We start from the raw sequence: 19,982 nt of genomic DNA, 5'->3' as shown, positions 1-19,982 counted from the left end.
ATGCCATGGTGAGATTAACCATCTCATGTGGGTTCAAAAATCTTGCATCCCTTGAGATTTGGAAGTCCCGCCCACTCCGCTCTATACATGGATAAAAATAAAGGTTTAAAAATGTTCATAGAAATACTTTTAGCAACATTGGTTGGTATAACCGCCGGGATCATCACCGGCTTAACTCCCGGTATCCATATCAATTTAGTTTGCGCGGTAGTGTTGACAGCAAGCTCACTTATTTTAAAATATATTTCTCCGCTTAGTTTAGGATGTTTTACTATTGCAATGGCAATAACCCATACATTTCTTGATGCATTACCGAGTATTTATTTAGGCGCGCCATCTGAAGATCAAATATTAAATGCATTGCCAGGACATAGGATGCTCTTGGAAGGAAAAGCCCATGAAGCAGTTGTTTTAACCATTATAGGCAGTTTTTTTGGATTAATAATGACAATAATATTTTTTCCGGTGATAATAAAAAGTATGGACTTTCTTTATCCCTTGACTAAAGATTACATGGGCATTGCTCTAGTCATAGTAGTTTGTTTTCTTATTTTCAGAGAACCAACTTTGCATAAAAAATGCTGGAGTTTTATGTTATTTTTCACTTCAGGTATTTTAGGTATCTTGGTGTTAAATTTTCCTGAGATAAAACAGCCATTATTTCATCTGCTGAGCGGCTTGTTTGGATTAAGTTTATTAGTGATGAGTATTTTGGAAAAATCAACTATTCCTCAACAAACATCAGTTCAAGAGATTATCATTTCAAAACTTATTTTAATAAAAAGCACCATCGGAGCTGTGCTTGCAGGGTACTTTGCAGGCTTTCTTCCTGGTTTTGGGAGCAGCCAGGCTGCAATCGTTGCTCAAACATTTCTTAAAAATATAGAAGATAAAGGTTTTCTCATATTAGTGGGAGGTATCAATACCGTGAATATGGTTGTTTCAATTGCTACTATTTATCTTTTAGAAAAAGCAAGAAATGGTGCTGTTTTAACGGTGGGGAAAATAATGGGGAAAGTTTCTTTTGAAGTGATGATATTATTTTTAATAGTTAGTATTATAGTTGCTGGAATTGCTGCATTACTGTCATTGTCATTATCTAAAATATTTGCGTATCTTATTTCAAAAGCGCCTTATGCAAAAATAATTACAGGTATTATAATATTTATTATATTATTAAGTTTTTACTTTGATGGTTTGATTGGATTATTGATATTAGGTACTGCAACAGCAGTTGGCATAACAGCATCATTGCAAAAAATTGGCAAGAATCATCTCATGGGATGTTTGTTAGTGCCAGTTATAGTGTATTTTATAGGGTAAAAACTACATTTTTACCGGAGCCTCTCCTTTAATCAAATCTTTAAATAATTCCAATGCTTGTTTTCCAGAGTTGATTACTTTCTTTACAAAACCAAACGCAATGTCATGTAATCCATTGTTTGCAGGAATAAAATCCAAATTAATATTATCTTTAAGATTGGCAATGTTATGTTTAATAATTGCTTCCATCCATGGAATCTCAAAGGCAAATGCTTTTGCTTCCTCGTCATGCTTGTTGTCAAGAGTATTAGATAATACATGGCCGATTTCATGACCAACAACAAGCATAACTCTATCTAAATCTCCTTCTTTGACAAATACTTGCCGTGTTTTATTTAAAGAAAATCCTTGGATGCCATTGCTCCATTCGCTGCTGAATTGTCCATGTATTCTCTGCAATTGCTCTGCTGAGGATATCGTAATTGATATGTCGTCAGGTAATTCATTTCCCGTTGTTAATTTAAATGCTTCCAGAATATACTGTTTAATCTGTTCAGCATTGCCAATAAACTGCGTTACTGGTCGATAAATATGAAGAAAATTATCAACAACATGATGATATTCACGAGGTGGGTGCGGTAGGTACGCAGATAAACAGCTCTTAACTCCATAATATTGTTGTTTTTGATGGATACTATCTAAATTAATTACTTCAGTTTGGGAATCTGAAGCCCTAGTACTAGGGGATACATAATGAAAAACAAGATCATCAAGTCCTGGAGAAGAATCAGAGTGATAAGTATTTGAGAAAGAAGTATGGTTAGGAACATAAACTTGTTGTTGATAAATCATGTTATTTACCATTTTGCAAAGATATGTCTCCATAACCTGGTAATTTCTGATTCATATCTATAATCCCTAGAGATTTCTTCACAGTTTCCGGTAATGTTCCTGTTGATCTATTTGTCATTTGTGCAATAGGATCATAACCTTGAACCATACTGCTACCGTTATAACTAAGTGGACTTCCGTGACTTAATCCAAAACTGCCATATGCCTGTGCTGTAGGCATTGAAGGCGGTGTTTGCAAGATGCTTATATATAATTCAGCCATAGTTATTCACCATTATAATATATGCCATTGTTATAAGTTGCCATATAATCGTTTAATGTGCTAATATGATCTATCTGTCACAGTATAAATCAAACGGATATTTAAAGAATTAGGGATTCTAATAACAGTTAGTGGGACTAATAAATCATAGAAAAGTTTATATATTAATGTATCATTAATCATGAATAATGAGGGATAACATGATTGTAACTATAAGTAGGGGTCAACAAATAACCATACCTGCAAAATTGAGAAGTGCATTAGGATTAAAAATAGGTAGCAAAGTAGAGATTGAAGAAAAAGATAATATGTTACTAATAAAACCTATAGGTAATGAATTAGAAAAAATGTTTGAAAAAACAAAGCATATTCAACCAAAAAAAGTACTAACTGCTCAAGAGATGGATAACTACAATGAGAAGATGTTCAGATGAAATTTGTTGATAGTAATATTGTAGCGTATGCATTTTATGCAAATGAATTTCAAGAGAAATGTCAGAGGACAATCAGAGAAGAAAACCTCATTACTGATGCAATTGTTTTAGTTGAAGCATTTAACATCATTGAATTTCAAACATCAAGAGAAAATGCAACTCTCTGCATTAAAGCTCTATTAAAATCAAATATCACTATTAAAGAGGTTAATATTAATATTATTTTTGAGTCGTTAAAAAGAGCTAACAAATATCCTCAACTCAAGTTTATTGATTTAATTCATTATACGATTGCTCTTTTAGAAGATTGTGATAGTGTTTTAAGTTACGATCATGATTTTAATAATCTTGAAATTCCTAGAGAAGAACTTGTATGATGTTCATATCAACTTCAACTTCTTAGCTTTTCTATGTAATACTTCATACCGCAATCCTATAGTACGCGCTGTTTTAGCTATGTTATGTTCGTGAAATTTCAAAGCTTCTTCTACATATTTCTTTTCAAATTCCAGTAATGCTTCGCTTAATGATAATGGCTGTTCAGGTAATTCTTTAAGAATTTCATCTGAAAGAACATCAACATTTCTATACAAGCTTCGTAGCTTCTCAGGATGCAGCACTTCTTTGTATTTGTCAAGAACCTGTTCAATTTCAACATTTAACGCAGACAACTGTACTGCATAAGGCTTTACCATCTCTTGTTTTATTTTATGTGCATCAATATGTAAATCATTGAGTAAGCGATGAATAGAACGCCGATCAGTCTGCGTTAAACGAGCAACTTCAGTAATATTGCCAAAGTGTAATTTCAATAATTTTTCTAAATATTGCTGTTTAAATTTTTTTTTTGCATCTTTAAATGGAAGTGTCATGTCGATTTTAATTCCTAATAAAGTTGGCTTGTGAAGCAATGAGGTTATATCTTCATTCAATTTCTCAACTGAAACGCCAAGGAATTTGCTTGTTGTTTCTTTAATAATAGGTTTTACTTTTTTAGTAATGACTTCTTCTAATGCTTGTTTTGCTACCATGTTTAACATCTATGATCACGGAACTTTATAAATATTAAGTTACTATTCCACAATAATAATAAACGTTTATATACGTACTTCAATATGGGATGAAATAATGAAGTCTGAGATTAAACGTAAAGAACCTCCTTATAAAGCAAATTATACTACTGAGGATTATGATGTTGCCCGTAGTTTTAGCACTAAAGTGTATAATGAGTTTGGTGGATTTATACGTGCAATTATGATTTTTGGCGGTGGATCTCAGATGAACACCAAAGGAGATATTGATATTCTTATCATTGTTGATAATGTTTCATTTTATTTAACTCCTGAAATTATAGAAACATATCGCATTATTGTTGAGAAATGCGCAATTGAAACCTCAAATAGATTGCATATAACTACATTAAGGCTTACCAGTTTTTGGGAATATGTCCGCATTGGTGATCCTATCATTATGAATATGCTCAGATCAGGCGTTGGATTAATTGACACAGGTTTTGTCTTTCCCTTGCAATTATTATTATTTGAAGGAAGAATACGACCAACACCAGAATCAGTCAATGCTTATTTTGGGAAAAGCAAGGCAGCATATTACAGCGCCAGATCAAGAATGATGCAGGGCGTTATGGATTTATATTGGGCAGTAATGGATTGCGCTCATGCTGCATTAATGCATGCTGGTGAAATTCCTGCAACACCGCAAGGAACTGCTGATAAATTATACGAACGATTTGTAAAAACCAATAAATTGGATAAAAAATATCCTGAAATGTTGAGAAAATTTTATGATATCTCTAAAAAAATACTTCACCGAGAACTAAAAGAGATTAAAGGCGAGCAATTAGATAAAATGATAACTGATGCCAAGGAGTTTATTGCTGCAATGAATGCAGTATGCGGAAGAAAGGTATAGATTTACGTACGTAATAAGTCTGGAGTTTTAGCACCTACTTTTGTGAAGCTTTTCTTATATTTGCTGTGAGGATTTTTCGGAGTTCCAGAGAGAAAAATCCAACCGAAATCCACTTAAAAAGTTGAACCGGCGCTAAAACCAAAAGGGGACTTATTACGTACAGATTTACGGCACAATCCAAAAAACGAGTGATATTGCGAAAATGCTTTCGGCAGCCACCATCGGCTCGGCTTAAGATGCAGTTATCGATTGTGCTATCCTCTCTGGAACCTCGGATAGCACTCGATGAAAGATAAGAAGAGCCTCGCAAAAAAGATGGTGGCACTTTTCGCAATATCACTTACAAATTGGATTGTGCCAGATTTACGTAAACCTTTTAAATAACTACCTAATTATTCCTAAGATGCCAGGGCAATACCAATTGATTAAAGATTGCAAGATAGGTAAAGATACTAAAATATGGCATTATGTTAATCTTTATGGCTGTGAAATAGGTAATAATTCTATGGTCGGTAGTTTTGTTGAGATACAACCAGAAGTCAAGATTGGCAATAATTGCAGAATTCAATCACATACTTTTATCTGTTCGTTAGTCACTATTGAAGACAATGTTTTTGTTGGACATGGTGTGATGTTTATTAACGATATTAAACCTCCTGGAGGAAAGGATAATTGGAAACCAACACTTATTAAAAAAGGTGTTTCTATAGGGAGTAATGCAACGATTATGCCAGTAACTATTGGAGAGAACTCTATTATTGGCGCTGGCGCAGTTGTCACTAAAGATGTTCCCAATAAGGTGATTGTTGCAGGAGTTCCAGCGCAAATAATCAAAAGATTAAAATAGAAGGAGATAAAGACTTCGTCTTTATCTAAGGTGAAACAATGGTTACAAAACAAGATAAACAAGAAAAGCAGGAATCAGTTGCTCCAGCAAATGTTAGCAAGGATGAACAAGTTGGTTTTCATAAAGGGGCTTTGGCTACTTTAGCAAAAGAACGTGAAGAAATGGTTAAAATAATTTCTATTGTTGAACAGCTTATGCAGATGCATATTAAAGCCTTGAAAGACCTTGGTATTGATTTAGAAGCGCAGGCGCGTGAAATGGCAAAAAAACAGCAAGGAACTGAGAAGAAACCAGCATCAGCTTCAGGTAAATTAGATCAGTTGTTATAACTACTATGTTATTATTTTCTTATTTTTCCTGATGCTCTCTTTAGAGAACTTTGCAAAATACTCGCATAGCTCGGGTTACTGCCAGTTCGCATTGAGATTTCCATTTAACAAAGCAATTTTCTCTCTGGAACTCTGAAAATTGCTCAATAAGTATTTCGAAAATGCTCACCATTTTGGCAGTAACCATAATTTTGCAAAGTTCTCTTTATTCTTTCGGAAGAACAAGTACCTGATAACTTCTATGATTAGAAGGAAAATAATCTGCGTGTTGAGGTGATAGTTCTAAATGTAATGTTTTAATTTCAGCAGCTAACGGTGGAACACTATTAGTTATACGTCGAGGATTAAGATACAATCTTTGCATTGTTGTTTGCCTTAATAATAATTTCAATAGTACTACTGGACATCCATATAACGGACAAATATAATCAATAAAACCAGTGTCACCATCGTCTTCATGTTGTTTGAATATTCTAATATATCCTTTAGTGTCACCATCTAAATAAATGAAATATTTTACTGCAGGATTATGTTGAAAATCATCACACGCAATTTTACTCTTATCATATGCTGGAAATACTGAACCAAACGATGAATCAGGGGTTATACAACTATTCGTGCTGCGTAACACCTCTTCAAGTTCTCCCCACTCAGTAACTTCAGCAAACTCCATAGTATAATACTAAGAAACAGGTCATATCTTTTAAATATTAATCTTTATATACTACTTACTTCTTTAAGTAACATTATGGGTTTTCGCTATCAAACTGATGGATTATGTTATGTTTGTGGTATACAAACTGAATTTTATTGCGACCATTGTAGGCGATACACTTGTGAAAATCATCGTGTCGATCAGGAAATTTCTGCTGGGCCAGGTAGAAATGTCCCAAAATTCTTTCGTTTTTGCCAAGAATGTCACAAAAAGGGGAAAACTAAACCAATTGACCCCTACCGTCATATTAGAAATCTAGATCATACTTAATTTTACGATATATTTATATAACTAAAGTTCTCAAATTTATAAAATTTAAGAACTTTAGTTATATAAACTATTTAAAAAAGGTTGGTATGTAATGCGTAAAGCTAAGAAAAAAGCAGCTCGTAAACGATTATCTTCATCAAAATCTCCTAATGAAAGAAATACGCATATCTTAGTGTTTGTAGTTGTGATCTCTTTAGTGCTTTTTTATTTTTCTATATTTAAATCAGGCGAGTTGTCTCTTTCATCATCAAAAGATATTTCAGGAAAAGGTTATTTTGGTAGTCTCCAATGCGGGGAAGTTGTTTGTGATTACAAAATTACTGATCAAGCGAATAAAGATCAGCTTGTTTCTTTGTCCGAAGGCAGTACTACTGAGTTAAATACCGCTGACCATACACTTGAGGTTACCCTTGTTGGAAAAGGAGATATTCCAGATTCTTGTAAAACGCATTTCAAATGGTGCAATATAAATAATGGAGAATGTCTCGAAGAAGACAAAAATATGATTAATGGACAAATAGCAGCATATTCTTATGGTATGTCAGTTACTTTGGATCAAGGCTTTTGCTTTGAACCCATTATTCCTCCCTGTTTAACTGACGCAGACTGTACTGAGAAAGAAATCTGTGAAATTTCATCGGGGAAGTGCATTATATCATCACCGCTTTTAGAAGATTGTATTCAACATAGTGATTGTAGTGAAGGAAAAGTATGTGAGAACAATCAATGTGTCAATGAAAAAGATGTTATTTGTGTTGATACCGATGTTATTAGCAGCAATGATCTTCTTCCGGGAGGAATAGATGTTTCCCTTGACCAAGCCCAATATATCAATTATCATGAACCTGGCAAAGTGACTACAGAATCGAATAATTTTTCTGATGCATGTATGAATATTACTGGTACTATGTATCTTATTGAACAATTTTGCGATCCGACAACAAAACAACATGGAACCTTAAAATACCTTTGTCCTGAAGATGAAATCTGCAGTCGAGGAGAGTGCATTCCTGAAACATTTCTTCAGCCCCCCCTTAAAGGAAATTGTCAAGACACAGATATTATTTCTCAAAATGATCCGCTCTCTTCAGGGATAGTTCCTTCTTTAAGCCAAACAACTTATGTTAACTATGGCGTCAAAGGTACTGTTTATTATAATGAACAAAATTACACAGATGCTTGTTCAGGCATATATTTAACCGAATATTTTTGTGACGTGAAAACTAATCTTCCAGGGAAAATCCAAATGGTTTGCCCTCAAGCAACGCGGTGCAATCCTGACAAAGGTGCCTGCATTTCAACAGATGCTCTGATTCCAACTCCAAAACAAGAACCTGTTGATCTTTGTTTAGCATTAGCTATCAAATGTCCTGCAGGAAGCAGCTGTTTCGCAGGAAATTGTTATCAAACAGACAATAAAGGAAACATTGGTGAAAATACTTGTGCTGAAAAATGTCCTTTTAATACTGTTTGTTTTAGGGGAATATGTTCAGGAATTACATCACTGCCACAAGACATTGGAAAACTACTGGAAAAAAATAAAGTTGACTTGTGCAAAAACATTAATTGTCTGGCAAATCAAGCATGTTTGAAAGGAATTTGCTTGAATAAAAATCCTGATGGAAGCCTTGGTGATGGAACCTGTAGCAATGCATGTCCAAAAGATAATATCTGCTTAAATAAAGAATGCCTTTTAGCTGATGATGTTGTTATAAATCCAGCTCAAACACCAAAAGAAGATGCACTTCCTAGTGAAGGTGATACTTGTATTGACAGCAAATCTTGCGCAGCAGGTTTATCATGCCAGCAAAATATTTGCGCTAAGATTACCTGCTCTTCAAAGCAAGATCCTCTTTGTCCTGAGAATTCAGAATGTAACAGTAACAGCAAACAATGTGAGCCTACCAATTGTAATGCAGAAAAAGTTTGTAAAGGATATTACTATTGCGCTGAAAATATTTGCCAACCAATGTATGGTGTAACAATTTCTCCAAAAGAACCTTTTGATTCTGAAGCTCTTACTGCTAGTTCTTCAGCATATGGTGGTAAAGGAATTGTTGAGGATGCAGTTACTGTTTATAATTGGTATAAAAATAACAATTCAATTACTGTTTTTAATATTCCTGTTGATGCATCCCACGTTAAGGAAACTAAAAATAGTATCAAAGATATTAGTGGGAATAATTTATTTGTAGAAAAATATGGTGGTCAGCTTTATTCAGATGCAAGCTTGCCAACGGATAAGTACAGTTTATCCATTTCAGGCAATAATGAATATCTTAAAATACCTTTTAGTTCTGAATTAAATGTTGATGCATTTACTCTGGAATTGATGATTAATCCGCAAAAATTAACGGGTAAAAGATATATTATTGGTGTTGAAAATGCATTTAGCCTGATTCATGATTCAGAAAAAGGATTATTGTTTACTATTCATGGTGTTAAAGGAGGAACAGCAAATGTATCCTTGGCACCGCTAAAAGAAAAACAGTGGTATCATGTAGCACTCCAATATACAGCAAAAATCCAAGGCTCAGAATTATCTTTATTTGTTGATGGAACTCTTGTTGCAACAGAATCGAGTAAGGTGGTTATGCAGGATATTGAGAACGATCTCTATATTGGTTTATCACCAGAAAAGAAACAAGCCTTTGAGGGTTATCTAGACGAGTTACGCATGTATTCTTTCTTAGTTCCAGAGATGCAACTTAAGAAAAATGTTAAAGGATTTGATACAATTCATGAAAGTCTTACTAGTGCAGGAGATGTATGGAAAGTTGTAGTGTATGTGTATGATGATCAAGGAAAGCTGGTTATAAATAAAAATATTAAATCTTATGATCAAGTTGAGATCCAAAAGAATCAACCTCAGCAAGATGTTAAAAAAGATAACAGCGATGATAAAAAAGGTGGCAAGAAAACACCTAGTAATTTGTATAAAGGCAATATATTTGATAAAACAACGTCAAGCGCTTCAGTTGTTTCAAAGAATAAACCTAATTATTTTAGCATAACTAAACTAGAGAAAAAACAAAAATCAAGCGCTAAAGCAGCTGCATCAAAACCTGTTATTCAGCAAACAAAAGCTATTAAGGAGGAAGCAGTTAAACCAACTTGTTCTGACAACATCAAAAATCAAGACGAAACCAATATAGACTGTGGCGGTTCATGCGAACCTTGCAGTGAAGAACAAGCGAAACTTGCGCGCTGGTGGATATGGGTTGTGCTAGCTGTAAGCTTATTTGGTATTCTAGTATTAATTGGTGAAGCACGTGTTTATAACTTATTTTCACGCACTCCTAAATTAACAACCTCAAAACAAGTACCGCAAACAACTATTGTGCCTAAAGAAGATGGCGCTCTTGCATTTATGAAAGAACAGCTTAATCAGGGCATTAAAAAAGATGAAATTATTGATCATATGCTTGCTGCAGGATGGGATGAAGAGTTTATTCATAATCTTTTTGACAAACATTTTGAGCATATGTTGTCAGAACGCGACAAAGCACAGCTCACTAAATTTGTTGATTATTATAAGAAGAAAGGCATGTCTTCTGAAGAAATTAAGCAGACGTTAGAAGACGGCGGATGGGATAAGGATGTATTGGATAAGTTATTAGGGAAATAACTTATCCAATACATTTATAAAGTTCAAAGATAAAAATCAATAAAAAAGAGTGTGTAGGGATGAAGCATAAACATAAAATAGGCTTAACCATAGTTTATTTGATTATTATAATCATATTTACCTTCTATTTTACCATATACATTGACTTAACTCCAGAACAGCGAGATAAAGATATGTTTGGGAAAGCAATTAATTGGCTTTTGAAAGAAGATTTAGCTGGAAAAGGTGGAAGCATAGTAAGTGCTCCATTCTCTCAACCAAGTTATTCTATGTTAGATTCTGAATTTACCACTTTTCTCAATCAACAGTTGCCTCCAGAAAAAACCAAGTTATTGTTTGAACAGTTTTATACGCTGCAAATATTTGGGCAATCAATTAATAAGTTCCAAACATTAATCCCTTTTATTATTTCTTACTCATCTACGGGAAAATCAATCACCGAGCAATTTCTTGAGTTTTATGTACCCCTGTATGATCAACAAATAGCAACGCTGTTTGTCCATGATACCACTATTCCAAGAACTGATTTAGTTGGATTAGGTGGTGGAACCATTGATATTTGTCAATTTAATTATGGTGTTTCAATAGGAGTTCCTTTTTGTGAGAATGGTCAAAAGATAGTCAAATGTAAAGATTATGGCAAAGGTGTAGCAGGTACTGATATAGTTAATACTTGTAATAATCTAGGATGTGATGTAAATACTGATACCTGTAACCAACCTACTGGCACCTGCCAAAGTTTATATGGTGCTCCTCAAGGTGGTGTAGGTTGTTGGGATGGAAATGATATTACACGATGCCATGATGGAAAACTTCTTCTCTTAAAGGATTGTCCTAATGGATGTCAAAAAGGAACTACAACATGCAAAGCTCAGCAAGCAACATCTTCTACTCTTTCAGGAAAAGTATATCTCCGTTATGATACAACACCAGAATCAGGTTTGTACTTATATGGTGAATTTGATGATAAACCTTATTACTTAGGATCTGAAAAAGAGTTTGCAGAATTAGATCAAGTCATAGTTAAATATACAGATAATACAGAAAGTGAATCTAAACTAACCTGTTCAAATGGAAAATGTCTTATAGGTGGACAAGGAAAAATAAAGATTAAACCCATGAGTTGGTGTATGCCTCTTACAGTATTAATTGATTTTTTATATGAACCCAACGATGTATTTGCACCTACTTTTTCAATCGACTTAAATGCTGATAATAATTATTTTTATGGTTCATCAGATTGGAATAACGATGCAATACACGATCCTTATGATCCATTGCTCAGTAATGTTCAATGTGAAAATGGAAAAATAAAACTAATAACTCAATCTAATCCAGCAGAGAAATTAGCCAATTATGCAAAATGTAATACTGATGCACAATGTAGTAGTGAACTATGTACTGAATTAACTGGTAAAACAGGTCCAATAGGTCCTTATGGTCAATCAGTAACAAGTACAGGAAAATATTGTATCCCCTGTAATGAAGAATTAGATTTTGAAGATAATGGATTACACTTTTATTATAGCAAAGGATTTATGTGTAATCAAGGATTAGGACAAATATATCCTACTACTTGTAATTACAAGCATTCATGTATTTCTTGTGATGGACGTGGTGATTATCCTGAATGTGTTGAAGCTTGTAAACAAAATCCTAATTATAAATTCTGTATCCCTCAAGGCTGCACTGACAATTATTGTCCACAGCAAAAAGGTCTAGCAGATGAAAATGGTTGTGCTAATCAACTTCCTTATATCATAGATCCTACAACAGGGGCTACAACATTCAAACCATTTGAATCAAAAGGAAATAATCAGGAATATCGGTTTGTTGATCAGTCAGTAAAACTGTGTCCAGGAACATATCAATTTGATAAACCATTGATATTTATGTCTAAAGAGAAAGGCAAGGATTTAGTATTAGATTGCCAAGGTTCAACAGTAAAGTACGCATCAAATACCTATTTTACTACTCCTTTTATTACTCCTTTGGATGCAGGTGAAAATCTCATCATTAAAAACTGCAATTTTGAAGGGTTTAATACGGTATTTGGAGCATCATATGGAAAAAACATTGCATTCTTGAACAATAAATTCACTAATGTTGCAACAATCGCTCAATTTGATTATAGTAAAGGTATTATTTTTGATGGGAACAATGTTATGAGTTCAAAATATACAGCTCCTGATGGAAAAGTAACTAACAGTGCAGGCACTCTGTTCTTTAATAATGTTGATCTCGTTACTTTTATTAATAATAATCTGTACATAAGCGGCACAGTAAAATTCAATGGTGGCAGCAATCATATCATCTACAAAAATAATCTTCAAGGCGGTTATTATGAGTTTTCAGATTCAAAAGTAGTTTCAGTTTCAGACAACACGTTTGCACCATTAAAATATCCAAGCCAAGCAGATGCGGTATTTTTTGAATCAGTTGGTAATCTTGTAGTGATTAATAATAATTTTGCACTTCCCTCAGTAGGTGCTGATACCTTGGAAAAACCAATGTTTGTATCTAATAGTTATCAAACAACAATTCAGCCAAATTTCTTAGGTGTTACTGGTGGAATGTTTACTAATGAAGAAATACTTAATGAACCACTTTATTTTGAAGATAATGAATTAGCTAATTATTTTATCAGCATTCCAGAAGATAAAATTCAATTATCTGGCTCTGTAGGAGCATTTTACTATACTTTTGATCCGAAAGTGCTGCATCTTGATCAAACACCTGCTTATTTTGCAACAATTACGGTTAATGATAGTATTGATAAAGTGTATGCTGAATATACAGCTCCTGATAAAAATAATAAAAAGATTTATTTTGGTTTTGCTAAGAAAGATGATAATTATATCCAACCAAAATTACAGAACGATGTATTTCAACCTGATTATATTATTGGTGTTAAACATAATACTAAAAATTATGCAACAGAAGATATTCTTGTAGATCAAGAACAGAAGATTTTTGTTGAAGATATGTGCTTCCAAACTCCATCTGAGTTTGATGTCATGTACAAATATTATGATTTTAATACACAACAATATGTTGGAATTATAGCACCTAAAAAAGAACAATATGAGGCTGATATTAACGAATTAAAAGGAGCAAAGCTAAGCTGTGAAGGAGGAGATTATAAAACTCCTTGTAATAGTGATGCTGATTGTTTAAATGACGAATATGTTTGTAATGTAGATACTTGTGTTTTAAAAAGTACATTAGGGACTTTTGAATCGGAATGTGAACAAGCTTCTGACTGTGATGATGGATTTTATTGCAAACCGGAATATCAAGCTGGTTATTTTGTGGGTGGACTATGTTTAGCTTTGCCTGATTCATGTTCTGGTGCAAATGATTGCCCTCAATTTTATACTTGTGAAAGTGGCGACTGTGTTTTAACTGGTAACCAAGATTTTAATTGTGTTGATAGTGATGTTGGACCTAAATTTGAAAACTATGCTTATTATAATACTGGAGTTCCTGGTATAGCAAAAGGATATTATCCTGCACTTAATACTGTAGATACTAATTTAGATTATTGTGTAGATGAGAATAATCTCATGGAATTTATGTGTGATCTTAATTCAAATATATTAGATTATGATCAACAAGATTGCGAACATGGATGTGTAGATGGTTATTGTAAACAACCTTGCAGTGTAACACAACCATGTCCAAATGGATTTACTTGTTTTAATTCAGGAACAGAAAACTATTGCAAACCTGATGTATCTCCATTAGATGATATTTCATGCACTACTAATGATCAATGCCCATTCCCAGCAATATGCGAGAATAAAAATTGCATAATTCCTGATGAAATTCCAGAATGCACTAAAGACATACACTGCACATCTGGAGAGAAATGTGAAAATGGTGGATGTGTTCTTGACATAGATACTAAAGGAAAGACATCCTGCAATCAAGATAGTGATTGTGGAAGTGGTTATTACTGTCCGCAGTATGGTGATCTACTCATACTCCCACTTTGCACACCTTTACCATCAAGCTGTACTGATGATGCTTCATGCAACAGCAATAATTACTATTGCGGATCCGATAAAGTATGCAAGCCATTAATCTCAAAAACATGTTCAGCTGATGTCGACTGCAAAGATTCAAAATATACCTGTACTTCAAATAAATGCAGCTTAAAAGTGGATAAACTCCCAACAGGAGAATTGTATTATTACACTGCTTCTGATGGAAACCAAAAATTAAATGTAACTATTAAAGATGATGATGGTGTAAAAGCTGTATTATTGTATTATGATTTAAGCAAAAAAGAAATTTCATCAGATAAAAAAGAATCTGCATTATTAATCGGTTGTTTTGGTGCTAATGTTGAACAAGGAACATGCGGCAAAGAAACTAATTCATTTACTTTTGTTGTTAAAGATGGTATTTCAGGGGTTTGCAGTCAATCTTGTAGTTCCTCAATCACTGGCGTTATTATTGAAGACAATGCTGGTAATCAATATCAATATTATCTTGAAAAAGAAAATGATTTCTATGTCAATGTTGCAAATGATCAGATTAAATCAGTTGTATCCGGGCATCCAGGGGTGTGCAGTTGTGGAACTCTACCAGCTAATTACTGTTATACAAAAACTGCTAATGATAAACAGGGAACTTGCAAGTATTCCTATGAATTCTGTGATATTGCTGAAAAAGTACCGATTTGCAAGCTAAAATTAGAAACCTGTAATAAAGATAGTCCTTTTAATTTTTGCGGAGCAGGAAATGTTTGCACGGGAAATATTTGTATGATTGATTGTTCAGGTGATAAAAAATGTCCTGAAGGATTGACCTGTGCATCAAATGTTTGCATTAAATCTGGGGAAACATGCATTGATAACAGCCAATGCACTTCTAGTGAATGTAAAAATAATATTTGTCAGGTTCTAAAAACAGCAGATGATGATGATAACGATGATAACAAAGATCTAAACAAAAAGAAAAAGAAGAAAAAAGATAAAGATTGTGAACCTAAATATGCCCAATCGTGTTATAATGATGCTAAAAAGCAAAAATGCATTAATGGCATACAAACAATAAAATGCAAGCCATTAAATGATTGTTATAGGGATGGCGGCATATTACAAATAACCTGTGACACTTCGAACCAAGCATATGGAACAACTAAGGCAACTTGCACCGATGGTATTAAAAATCAAAATGAAAAAGGTGTTGATTGCGGCGGTTTATGTGCAAAATTATGTGTACCATTAACCATTAAGAAAGGCACTGTTCCACAATCAACATTAACACCGTCACAACCAAAGTTTACACAACCTGAATTTAAGGAAGCATCCTGTTACGATGGTATACAAAATCAAGGTGAAGCAGGATTGGACTGCGGAGGACCTTGCAATGCCTGTGAATCATGCTTTGATGAAATACAAAATCAAGATGAAGAAGGAGTAGATTGCGGCGGCAGTTGTGAAGTCTGTTCATCTCCTTGGAAAACATGGTTATATATCTTAATTCCCGTTGTCTTAGTGATAGGATTGTTACTTATGCTTTTAATTAAATCTGTTAGAGGTAATATATACGACAATCATGGTTTAAATTTAGGATCATTGTCTGTTGGTAAAAATGATAGTCCTGAACAGCATGGGCGATTTGCTCAGCTGAGCCAGCATACATCTTCTTCTAGAGAATCACTTAGTGATATTCCCCAAGTTCACACTTCAAATCCTGCATTTGATAATCAATTGCAGCATTATATTCAAGTAGAATTAGATAAAGGTTATACTAAAGAACATATTATCAAAAACCTTAGTTCTGTTGGTTGGCCGCAAGAAAAAGTGGAGCAATTATTTTCAAAAGAGGCGCATACCTTTTTACCTCAAAAATATAAACAGCAGCTTTCACGATTTGTTACATTCTACAAAAAGATTCAATAGTATAGGTATTAAGAACATGATCGACTAATGCAATAATTATTGCTAATGGTATGATTGCATCAATTTGGCCAAGAACAGAATCACTTGTTAAAAAGAATTCAATTATCATAATATTTGCTAAATATTTATTATGTAATACCCGGTATAATAAAATATAAGATACAATATCCCAACTAAGGTTAAAATACGCGAAATTAGCAGCAATCATATCAACAACATCTAGGATAATTGCTGCTAAAATTGGTCCTCTTTTAATAAATCTGAACAATCTTTGTTTTCTTGTTTCAATATCTACAATTTCTATGGATGGGTGCATGGGTATTTACAGGTAACTATGTTTATATGTTTTATGTCAGTTTTTTATTAAAGTACTATCTATAAATAGTTTCTATTTTTGAGTAGTACTTTAATAAAAAAACAAAACACTTAAATACCATAAGTTATCAAAAATAATATGGCTTTAATTAGTTTGACAAAAAAACCAACCAATGTTATTATTGTCGAAGGTTTTCCAGGGTTTGGCTTGGTTGGTACCATAACAACAGAATATCTTCTTCAGCATTTAGAATGTGAATTAATTGGATATCATATATTTGAAGAATTAGCTGCAACATTAACCATACACGGTGGTAAGATATTATATCCGTTAAGCATTTATTATAATAAAAAGTATAATCTGGTCATTATTCATTCAATTATAAGCACTTCTGGCATAGAATGGAAATTACAGAAAATTATAGAAGATATTGCTCAACAAACAAAAGCAAAAGAAATTATCAGTTTGGAAGGTGTTGGTTCAACACAGCCATTACGCCAGCCAAAATCATTTTATTATACCAAGCATCAGCCAGCAGCAAAAAAATTATCTGTTTTATCTGAACCATTAAACGAAGGGATTATTATTGGAATAACATCAGCTTTATTGTTAAAAACAAATAGTGTTCCTGTGGTAGCCTTATTTGCAGATACAGCAAGTTCTCTTCCTGACAGCAAAGCAGCAGCTAAATTAATTGAGTTATTGCATGGTTATCTTGGCATAGATGTTGATACAAAACCATTATTGGAAATGGCAAAGAAATTTGAAGAAAAAATAAAAGGACTTCTTGAACAATCAGCAAATGTACAAGAAGATGCTAAGAAAAAGCAATTGAGTTATGTTGGATAGTTATCTTTTAACCAAACAAACATATGCTTCTTTGCCAAATACATATTCCTTATCTTCACGATAACTGTGTTCTAATTTCTCTCGTACTCTTGTGGTAATTTCTTGTGCTTTTTGTTTATCAGATAAACTATATTCTAATCCAGCTTCAAGATACGTTAACATATTCTGGTACATGGTCATAAGATTATTCTTAGAATAAGCTAAAGGAACTTCTTTATATACTTTTAAAGTAAATCCATTTCTGCGTACCTTTGTTTCAAGATCTTGTTTTGCATATTTTGGTTCTTGTCCTGTATTTGGACATGGTAATTCCACTTTTTTGCCAAACATATCTAAAAGTACTTCTTCAACAGTCTTGAGAAATGATCTTTCAAGTGATGGATGTTCTTGATCAATAATAGGTACGCTAAAAACATACTCTCCTTCTGGTTTAAGTACAGCATAAATCTGCGGTAATACTTTATCAAGATCTGGAAAATACTTGAAAACTGCTACTGAAACAACTTTATCAACTTCTTGAACAAGATCAGAGAGTTCTTCTGCATTACCTATTTTAAGTTCAATTTTTGGCTCATGTTCAAACTTTTTTCCTGCTTCAGCTAACATTGCTTCAGAAAAATCAATACCTATCACTTTTCTTGGATTTTTTTCCAGAATTCTTCTTGTAGAAAGTCCAGTTCCACAACCAAGATCAACAATAGTATCATCTGGGGAGTATGTTGTAATATTTAAAACTCCATCAATCTCATCATCATAACCTGCAAGCTCTTTTCCAAATACAGCAGCTGCATCCTGTTCGTATCTTTGCGCAACTGAAGGATCTTTAAATAAATCTCCAGGTTTACCCAGATCAAAAAGTTCTTGATAATGTTCTACTATTGTTGGTGTCAGTTTAACCATAAAATCTCTCACTTTTCTATCCAAAACACATGGTGGGTAACTATTAATAGTGTTTTTCATCTTTATTATAAACAACATAAATAATCTGGATGTTTTTACATCTTCTGCTTCGTGTTTTATGTGAAGCTATTTGGAACAATAGTCTTTTGTTACTTTTTGCTTTATTACTATCTCTCACTTTTTATATTTTTATTGCTTAAATATTTTTATCAATTTTTGATTTTATTCATAAAATACCCTGCTAATAAATTTTTAGCAGTTTTTTATTTTAGTCGGAATTATATACTATTTTTATTCGTGAGCAATATTGTTATTTTAATAAATATTGTTTTTGCTTGAATATTTTAAGTAAAAATATAGCTAAATTATGATGTTATAGCTGTTCTACAGCTATCTTTGAATAGTTTCTTCTAATAGTTTAAGTCGTGTTTCTAATTGGATTACTTTGACCTGAAGTTGTTTGTTTTCAGCATTAAGATACATAATCCAATCATTGCTATTCGCTTTTATAGCTTGCATATTAGCGTTTAAACCGCTTATATCACTTTTTACCTTGTTGAATGCATGTTTTATCTGGGAGTTTTTATTGTCAAACATATTTTCACCTTCATAAAGTAGCTACATATCTATTTTATAAATATTTATAGTTTTTAGTATATATCTTCCCTATTTTTCAATAAATCACATCATCGAAAAATTGTTTTAAAAGTTCAATTTTTGCTTAAATAGTTTAGTTTGTCGGTATTTTACACTACATTAATATTAAACCATCAAAAATCATGAGTTGGCCATACTTTTTGTTGTTAAGGGGGGCTTCATCAATCAAAGGAAAGTAAACTAGTTTTGATTATAAAGTCGGTATTTTGGATGAATTTATGGTATTTTTAACGAAATTTGTTTGAAATTCGGTATGATCCAAGAAAAAGGCAGTTTTAATGTTTTTTGTTAGTTAGGAATAATGCCGAATCTGCTAATTTATTAGGTGGAAATGAGGTTTTATAGGCGTTTTAAACGTGGTTTAAGTGGTTTTAAGCTGTATTTTTTGTTTATTTGAGGTTTAATTAGTTTTGATAATAATATTTAATCTTTAATTGAATATTATAAGCTTAAATTTATCTAATTTCACTTAATTAGTGAGACTATTAGTGTATGGGTCTGATATATCTACTTAACTATTGTGCTTTTAGTTGATTTTTTTATCTCTAATTAATTGAGATTTTTTGTCAATTTCTGCTAAAATATTTTAAGCGATTTAATCTCAACTAACTGCTAAAAAGTTTTAAGCAAATTTGTCTTGATTTTACATGGTTTGTTGTTATCAGTTAGACCTTAGATTTATTTAACTTAACTTTTCGATATGTTTTTGATTAAAATATGTAATCTGATATATGTCTTGATTTGAACTGTTAGTTTTGCCAATTTTAATAGTTACAGTAACAGCTAAAATTTCAGAAAATGAATAATTTGTGAAAC

Annotated in this window: 17 protein-coding genes; 10 read left to right on the top strand and 7 right to left on the bottom strand. The window is 32.8% G+C overall.

Going from position 1 to position 19,982, the window contains the following annotated elements:
- Positions 1–111: 111 nt before the first annotated feature.
- A complete protein-coding gene (locus HYY69_06895) occupies positions 112–1,323 on the top strand; it encodes a tripartite tricarboxylate transporter permease (protein MBI3033177.1) in 1,212 nt (403 codons plus the stop codon).
- Positions 1,324–1,326: 3 nt separating this feature from the next.
- On the opposite strand, the gene HYY69_06890 is transcribed toward HYY69_06895, so the two are convergent.
- Positions 1,327–2,115, bottom strand: coding sequence for a hypothetical protein (locus tag HYY69_06890; protein MBI3033176.1), 789 nt, complete (start codon positions 2,113–2,115; stop codon positions 1,327–1,329).
- 1 nt (position 2,116) lies between these two features.
- Positions 2,117–2,377, bottom strand: a complete 261-nt coding sequence (locus tag HYY69_06885) for a hypothetical protein (GenBank protein MBI3033175.1) — start codon at positions 2,375–2,377, stop codon at positions 2,117–2,119.
- A 188-nt stretch (positions 2,378–2,565) separates the two neighbouring features.
- On the opposite strand from HYY69_06885, the gene HYY69_06880 reads away from it, so the two are divergent.
- Both HYY69_06880 and HYY69_06875 read left to right on the top strand, forming a co-directional pair.
- Positions 2,566–2,811 carry an AbrB/MazE/SpoVT family DNA-binding domain-containing protein gene (locus HYY69_06880; protein MBI3033174.1) on the top strand — a complete coding sequence of 82 codons (246 nt, stop codon included), beginning with the start codon at positions 2,566–2,568 and terminating at the stop codon, positions 2,809–2,811.
- Positions 2,808–3,188 (top strand): PIN domain-containing protein, encoded by a 381-nt coding sequence (locus HYY69_06875; GenBank protein ID MBI3033173.1) that lies wholly within the window; start codon positions 2,808–2,810, stop codon positions 3,186–3,188. Before HYY69_06880 ends, HYY69_06875 begins: the two co-directional genes overlap by 4 nt.
- 3 nt (positions 3,189–3,191) lie before the next feature.
- Here HYY69_06875 and HYY69_06870 read toward each other — a convergent pair whose 3' ends face one another.
- The gene (locus tag HYY69_06870; protein MBI3033172.1) at positions 3,192–3,842 is read right to left on the bottom strand and encodes a hypothetical protein; all 651 of its coding nucleotides are present in this window, start codon (positions 3,840–3,842) and stop codon (positions 3,192–3,194) included.
- A gap of 97 nt (positions 3,843–3,939) precedes the next feature.
- Between HYY69_06870 and HYY69_06865 the strand changes: the two genes are divergently transcribed.
- The 3 genes from HYY69_06865 (at position 3,940) to HYY69_06855 (ending at position 5,916) form a co-directional block, all read left to right on the top strand.
- Entirely contained in the window at positions 3,940–4,740 is an 801-nt protein-coding gene (locus HYY69_06865) for a hypothetical protein (GenBank protein MBI3033171.1), read from the top strand.
- 403 nt (positions 4,741–5,143) lie between these two features.
- Positions 5,144–5,587, top strand: a complete 444-nt coding sequence (locus HYY69_06860) for an N-acetyltransferase (GenBank protein ID MBI3033170.1) — start codon at positions 5,144–5,146, stop codon at positions 5,585–5,587.
- Between the two features lie 38 nt (positions 5,588–5,625).
- Positions 5,626–5,916, top strand: coding sequence for a hypothetical protein (locus tag HYY69_06855; protein ID MBI3033169.1), 291 nt, complete (start codon positions 5,626–5,628; stop codon positions 5,914–5,916).
- A gap of 205 nt (positions 5,917–6,121) precedes the next feature.
- Here HYY69_06855 and HYY69_06850 read toward each other — a convergent pair whose 3' ends face one another.
- Complete coding sequence (locus tag HYY69_06850; protein ID MBI3033168.1) at positions 6,122–6,589, bottom strand: hypothetical protein; 468 nt, start codon at positions 6,587–6,589, stop codon at positions 6,122–6,124.
- Between the two features lie 75 nt (positions 6,590–6,664).
- On the opposite strand from HYY69_06850, the gene HYY69_06845 reads away from it, so the two are divergent.
- The 3 genes from HYY69_06845 (at position 6,665) to HYY69_06835 (ending at position 16,444) form a co-directional block, all read left to right on the top strand.
- Positions 6,665–6,901, top strand: a complete 237-nt coding sequence (locus HYY69_06845) for a hypothetical protein (GenBank protein ID MBI3033167.1) — start codon at positions 6,665–6,667, stop codon at positions 6,899–6,901.
- Positions 6,902–6,992: 91 nt separating this feature from the next.
- Entirely contained in the window at positions 6,993–10,529 is a 3,537-nt protein-coding gene (locus tag HYY69_06840; protein MBI3033166.1) for a LamG domain-containing protein, read from the top strand.
- 59 nt (positions 10,530–10,588) lie between these two features.
- Positions 10,589–16,444 (top strand): hypothetical protein, encoded by a 5,856-nt coding sequence (locus HYY69_06835; GenBank protein ID MBI3033165.1) that lies wholly within the window; start codon positions 10,589–10,591, stop codon positions 16,442–16,444.
- Here HYY69_06835 and HYY69_06830 read toward each other — a convergent pair.
- Positions 16,419–16,760 carry a hypothetical protein gene (locus tag HYY69_06830; GenBank protein ID MBI3033164.1) on the bottom strand — a complete coding sequence of 114 codons (342 nt, stop codon included), beginning with the start codon at positions 16,758–16,760 and terminating at the stop codon, positions 16,419–16,421. The two genes, HYY69_06835 and HYY69_06830, sit on opposite strands and share 26 nt — an antisense overlap.
- 138 nt (positions 16,761–16,898) lie before the next feature.
- On the opposite strand from HYY69_06830, the gene HYY69_06825 reads away from it, so the two are divergent.
- Positions 16,899–17,609, top strand: a complete 711-nt coding sequence (locus HYY69_06825; GenBank protein MBI3033163.1) for a proteasome assembly chaperone family protein — start codon at positions 16,899–16,901, stop codon at positions 17,607–17,609.
- On the opposite strand, the gene HYY69_06820 is transcribed toward HYY69_06825, so the two are convergent.
- Positions 17,610–18,509 carry a class I SAM-dependent methyltransferase gene (locus HYY69_06820; GenBank protein MBI3033162.1) on the bottom strand — a complete coding sequence of 300 codons (900 nt, stop codon included), beginning with the start codon at positions 18,507–18,509 and terminating at the stop codon, positions 17,610–17,612.
- A 390-nt stretch (positions 18,510–18,899) separates the two neighbouring features.
- Positions 18,900–19,106: a hypothetical protein gene (locus HYY69_06815; protein ID MBI3033161.1), complete on the bottom strand. Its 207-nt coding sequence runs from the start codon at positions 19,104–19,106 to the stop codon at positions 18,900–18,902.
- Between the last annotated feature and the right edge of the window lie 876 nt (positions 19,107–19,982).

The sequence above is a fragment of the Candidatus Woesearchaeota archaeon genome, assembly GCA_016192995.1.
GTDB lineage: Archaea > Nanobdellota > Nanobdellia > Woesearchaeales > DSVV01 > JACPTB01.
The sequence above is the reverse complement of the archived record's forward strand: the minus strand, read 5'-3'. Positions and strand labels throughout refer to the sequence as shown.

Bases quoted from the DNA above. Each gene is read 5' to 3' on its own strand.
- HYY69_06865 (MBI3033171.1), top strand. From the start codon at position 3,940: ATGAAGTCTGAGATTAAACGTAAAGAACCTCCTTATAAAGCAAATTAT.
- HYY69_06870 (MBI3033172.1), bottom strand. From the start codon at position 3,842: ATGGTAGCAAAACAAGCATTAGAAGAAGTCATTACTAAAAAAGTAAAA.
- HYY69_06895 (MBI3033177.1), top strand. From the start codon at position 112: ATGTTCATAGAAATACTTTTAGCAACATTGGTTGGTATAACCGCCGGG.
- HYY69_06845 (MBI3033167.1), top strand. From the start codon at position 6,665: ATGGGTTTTCGCTATCAAACTGATGGATTATGTTATGTTTGTGGTATA.
- HYY69_06830 (MBI3033164.1), bottom strand. From the start codon at position 16,760: ATGCACCCATCCATAGAAATTGTAGATATTGAAACAAGAAAACAAAGA.
- HYY69_06890 (MBI3033176.1), bottom strand. From the start codon at position 2,115: ATGATTTATCAACAACAAGTTTATGTTCCTAACCATACTTCTTTCTCA.
- HYY69_06825 (MBI3033163.1), top strand. From the start codon at position 16,899: ATGGCTTTAATTAGTTTGACAAAAAAACCAACCAATGTTATTATTGTC.
- HYY69_06880 (MBI3033174.1), top strand. From the start codon at position 2,566: ATGAGGGATAACATGATTGTAACTATAAGTAGGGGTCAACAAATAACC.
- HYY69_06875 (MBI3033173.1), top strand. From the start codon at position 2,808: ATGAAATTTGTTGATAGTAATATTGTAGCGTATGCATTTTATGCAAAT.
- HYY69_06840 (MBI3033166.1), top strand. From the start codon at position 6,993: ATGCGTAAAGCTAAGAAAAAAGCAGCTCGTAAACGATTATCTTCATCA.
- HYY69_06860 (MBI3033170.1), top strand. From the start codon at position 5,144: ATGCCAGGGCAATACCAATTGATTAAAGATTGCAAGATAGGTAAAGAT.
- HYY69_06850 (MBI3033168.1), bottom strand. From the start codon at position 6,589: ATGGAGTTTGCTGAAGTTACTGAGTGGGGAGAACTTGAAGAGGTGTTA.
- HYY69_06820 (MBI3033162.1), bottom strand. From the start codon at position 18,509: ATGGTTAAACTGACACCAACAATAGTAGAACATTATCAAGAACTTTTT.
- HYY69_06885 (MBI3033175.1), bottom strand. From the start codon at position 2,377: ATGGCTGAATTATATATAAGCATCTTGCAAACACCGCCTTCAATGCCT.
- HYY69_06855 (MBI3033169.1), top strand. From the start codon at position 5,626: ATGGTTACAAAACAAGATAAACAAGAAAAGCAGGAATCAGTTGCTCCA.
- HYY69_06815 (MBI3033161.1), bottom strand. From the start codon at position 19,106: ATGTTTGACAATAAAAACTCCCAGATAAAACATGCATTCAACAAGGTA.
- HYY69_06835 (MBI3033165.1), top strand. From the start codon at position 10,589: ATGAAGCATAAACATAAAATAGGCTTAACCATAGTTTATTTGATTATT.